The organism is Pseudomonas edaphica (assembly GCF_005863185.1).
GTDB lineage: Bacteria > Pseudomonadota > Gammaproteobacteria > Pseudomonadales > Pseudomonadaceae > Aquipseudomonas > Aquipseudomonas edaphica.
The window spans coordinates 1-3,897 of the sequence record NZ_VBVZ01000570.1 but is presented as its reverse complement, the minus strand read 5'-3'; the positions used below and the strand labels follow the sequence as shown (position 1 = coordinate 3,897).

General features: G+C 60.3%; 3 protein-coding genes and 1 pseudogene. 3 read left to right on the top strand and 1 reads right to left on the bottom strand.

From position 1 onward, the window contains the following. A pseudogene (locus FEM54_RS26695) lies at positions 1-155 on the top strand (carbonate dehydratase); the annotation flags it as partial. Between the two features lie 3 nt (positions 156-158). After that, a complete protein-coding gene (locus FEM54_RS26690) occupies positions 159-1,496 on the top strand; it encodes a dihydroorotase (protein WP_138453670.1) in 1,338 nt (445 codons plus the stop codon). A gap of 231 nt (positions 1,497-1,727) precedes the next feature. Here the strand turns inward: FEM54_RS26690 and FEM54_RS26685 are convergent, their stop codons facing one another. After that, entirely contained in the window at positions 1,728-2,249 is a 522-nt protein-coding gene (locus FEM54_RS26685; RefSeq protein ID WP_017135754.1) for a DUF3617 domain-containing protein, read from the bottom strand. Positions 2,250-2,379: 130 nt separating this feature from the next. On the opposite strand from FEM54_RS26685, the gene cls reads away from it, so the two are divergent. Continuing rightward, the gene (cls, locus tag FEM54_RS26680) at positions 2,380-3,819 is read left to right on the top strand and encodes a cardiolipin synthase (RefSeq protein ID WP_017135753.1); all 1,440 of its coding nucleotides are present in this window, start codon (positions 2,380-2,382) and stop codon (positions 3,817-3,819) included. Positions 3,820-3,897: the final 78 nt, after the last annotated feature.

Genomic DNA, 3,897 nt, shown 5'->3' with positions numbered 1-3,897 from the left:
CCTTCTACGTGCCCTCCACCACCCGCATCGGCCCCAATACCGACTTGTCGCAATTCCCGCCGGTGAGCGTCAGCGCCTCGGAGTTTTCCGAAGACGTCGCGCGTACCAACGTCGACCTGGTACGTGGTTACAAAGCCCTGCAAAACGAGTTCTGAACCATGAGCCGCCTGCTGATCCGCAACGCCCGCCTCGTCAATGAAGGCCAGGAATTCGACGCCGATGTGCTGGTCGCCAATGGCCGCATCGAGAAGATTGCCGGCAGCCTTGAAGGCTACAACGAGCCAGTGGAAATCGACGCCCAAGGCCAATGGCTGCTGCCGGGCATGATCGACGACCAGGTACACTTTCGCGAACCTGGCGCGCCGGACAAAGGCAGTTTCTACAGCGAATCCCGCGCGGCAGTGGCCGGTGGCATCACCAGCTTCATGGATATGCCCAACACCAACCCGGCCACGCTGAATCTGGAAGCACTGGCCGATAAAAAGCGTCGCGCTGCGCTGCATTCGGTGGCCAACTACGGCTTTCACTTTGGCGTGAGCAACGACAACCTCGACGTCGTCGCCGCCCTCGACCCGTGTGAAGTGGCCGGGGTCAAAGTGTTCATGGGCGCCTCCACCGGCAATATGCTGGTGGACGACCCACGGATTCTGGAGCGGCTGTTTGCGCAAGTGCCGACCATCCTGCTCGCCCACTGCGAACACACGCCGAGCATCCTGGCCAATGAGCAACGCCTGCGCGAGCGTTTCGGCGAGCACATCCCTGCGGTCGCCCACCCGCTGATCCGCGATGCCGAAGCCTGTTATCGCTCGTCGTCCCTTGCCGTGGAATTGGCCAAGCGCCATGGCACGCGCCTGCATGTGCTGCACCTGACCAGTGCCCGCGAACTGGCATTGTTCGAAGACAAACCCTTGGCCGAAAAGCGCATCACTGCCGAAGTCTGCCTGCACCACCTGCTGTTCGATGACCGAGACTACCATCGCCTCGGCCACCAGATTAAATGCAACCCGGCGATCAAGACCCGCGCCGACCGCGACGCGTTGCGCCTGGCCTTGTTGAGTGATCGTCTGGATGTGATTGGCACTGACCATGCGCCGCATACCTGGGCGCAAAAACAGTTGGGCTATCGTGAAGCGCCGTCCGGGTTGCCGCTGGTGCAGCACGCGTTGCCGGCGTTATTGGAACTGGTCATCGACGGGCATTTACCCCTGACCACGCTGGTGGCAAAAACCAGTCACCGGGTGGCCGATTTATTCGCCATCCCGGACCGTGGTTACTTGCGTGAAGGCTATTGGGCCGACCTGGTGCTGATCAAACCCGAGCCCGAAGGCAAACCGGTGAGCAGCCAGCCGATCCTCGCCCGCTGTGGCTGGACACCCTTCGCCGAACGCAGCTTTCGCCACAGCGTGAGCACCACGCTGGTGTCTGGCCACCTGGCGTGGCACAACGGCCAGGTGGTCGACAGCTGCCAGGGCTTGCCCTTGCATTTTCTGCGCTGACCGACGCCAGCGGGCTTGCCTTAATGCCATTCAGTCAAGAAGGCTGAAGGGTAAAAAGTAACCTGTGGCGAGGGAGCTTGCTGCCGTTGGAGTGCGCAGCAGTCCCATGCTTTTAAAGCAAAGAGCAGGGGCCTCTTCGCGGCCCAGCGGGAGCAAGCGCCCTCGCCACAGAGAAGGTGGCAACCTTCAATAGTTGTGCACCTGTGCTGCGATCAAGCCAACTCCCACAGCTTAAGCGCGGGGTTTTACCGTACCGCAATCGTTGCCCAGCCACTGGGCGTGGGTGTCCAGACTGCCCTTCTGCTGGACGCCGGTGGCATTGAAAGTACCGTTTACCTTGGTAGTGAATTCCTGCTGGCTCTGGAAGGTTGCAACGCCAGTGCCCTGGGCTTTCGGGCAGCTGAAACGGAATTTCCATTGGTTGCCGGTCTTGTCAGTCACTTCTTGCTTGCAGCCCGATTGCGGGTCGGTCAGCGGGATAGAATCAGAGGCGACCTGGGCAGGCGTCAGGCATACCTGCACGCCTTTACCGGCCATGGTGATGCCCTGTTTTTCCAGCATCGCACGCTGCTCAGGGGTCATCTGTTGCTTGAGCTGACCGAGGATCAGCGACAGGTCCGGCAAGTCCTGGTTATCGACTTTCATATTGCTGGTGGTCAATTCCCACAAGCCCGGCGCCAGCATCTGCGCCTGAGCCGCCACGGGCAGCGTCAATCCAACAACCATGGCCAAACCAAGCAGACGAGCATTCATCGAGTAACTCCTGGGTAATTGTGGGCGTTAGACGCCGCAAAGCCGCCAGTGTTGCACGGCAAATAAAATAGCGACATTCGCTGTGGAACATGGTCTGTTAGGCACTCGATTGCCTGGAGTAATGTCGTTCATGGATTTTTTTGGCCCGCACCTGCTCGCATACTTCATTGCCACGCTGCACTTTCTCGGCACGCTGGCCGCGATCCACGCGGTGCTGACGGTCAGGACCGCCCAAGGCTCGATCGCCTGGGCCTTGTCGCTGATGTTCATGCCTTACCTGACGCTGATCCCGTACCTGATCTTCGGCCGCAGCACCTTCGACGCGTACATCCAGGCACGTCGCCAAGCCAACCAGGAAATGCACACCGCCATCACCGAGCTGAACTGGCGCCCGTGGGTCGACGAAGCCCTGGCCGCGCGCAACTCCAGCGCCTACGGTTCCTTGCGCGCCATGCCCAAACTGGGGCGCATGCCGTGCCTGGCCAATAATGAAGTGCGTTTGCTGATCAATGGTGAAGCCACGTTCAGCGCGATTTTCGACGCCATTCGCAATGCCAAAACTGCGGTGCTGTTCCAGTTTTTCATCATTCATGACGACGAGCTTGGCAGACAGCTGCATGCGCTGCTGAAGGAAAAAGCTGCCGAAGGCGTAGACATTCACGTGCTCTACGACCGCATCGGCAGCCACGCCCTGCCCCACCGTTATGTGCAATCGCTGCGCGACGCCGGGGTCAAAGTCAAAGCGTTCGCCACCCGCAGCGGCTGGCTCAACCGTTTCCAGGTCAACTTCCGTAACCATCGCAAAATCGTGGTGGTGGACGGCATTACCGGCTTTGTCGGCGGGCACAACGTCGGCGATGAATACTTGGGCAAAAAGCCGCCGCTGGCACCGTGGCGCGACACCCATGTGCAGGTCACCGGCCCAGTGGTGGCGTGCCTGCAGGAGTCGTTTGCCGAAGACTGGTTCTGGGCGGCGCGCGAATTGCCACCGCTGATTTTGCCGGACACTTACCCCGAAGACGGCGTGCTCTGCCAATTACTCGCCAGCGGCCCGGCTGATCCGTATGAAACGTGTTCGCTGTTTTTTGTCGAAGCCATTCATGCGGCCACCGAGCGCGTGTGGATCACCAGCCCGTATTTCATCCCCGATGAAGCCGTGTTCTCGGCCTTGCGCCTGGCCGTGCTGCGCGGAGTCGACGTGCGCCTGTTACTGCCATCGCGCCCCGACCATCGCATCGTCTACGCCGCGTCCAGCCTTTATGCGATCGAAGCGGTACGCGCTGGCGTGCGGGTGTTCCGCTACAAGCCAGGCTTTTTGCATCAGAAGGTCGTGTTGGTGGACAGCGAAATCAGCGCCATCGGCAGTGCGAACATGGACAACCGTTCGTTCCGGCTGAATTTTGAAGTGATGTTGCTGACGGTGGACGAGGCGTTTGCCAGCGAAGTGGAGCAGATGCTGCTGGACGACTTCGCCCTTGCCCATGAAGTCAGCCAGGAAGAAAGCCGCGAGACTCGGCGCCTGCAACAGCTGGGCATGCGCGTGGCGCGGCTTATTTCACCCATCCTCTAAGCAACAACACCATACAACTGTGGGAGCTGGCTTGCCTGCGATGGCGGTGTATCAGGACTGGATAGTTACCTGGCACAC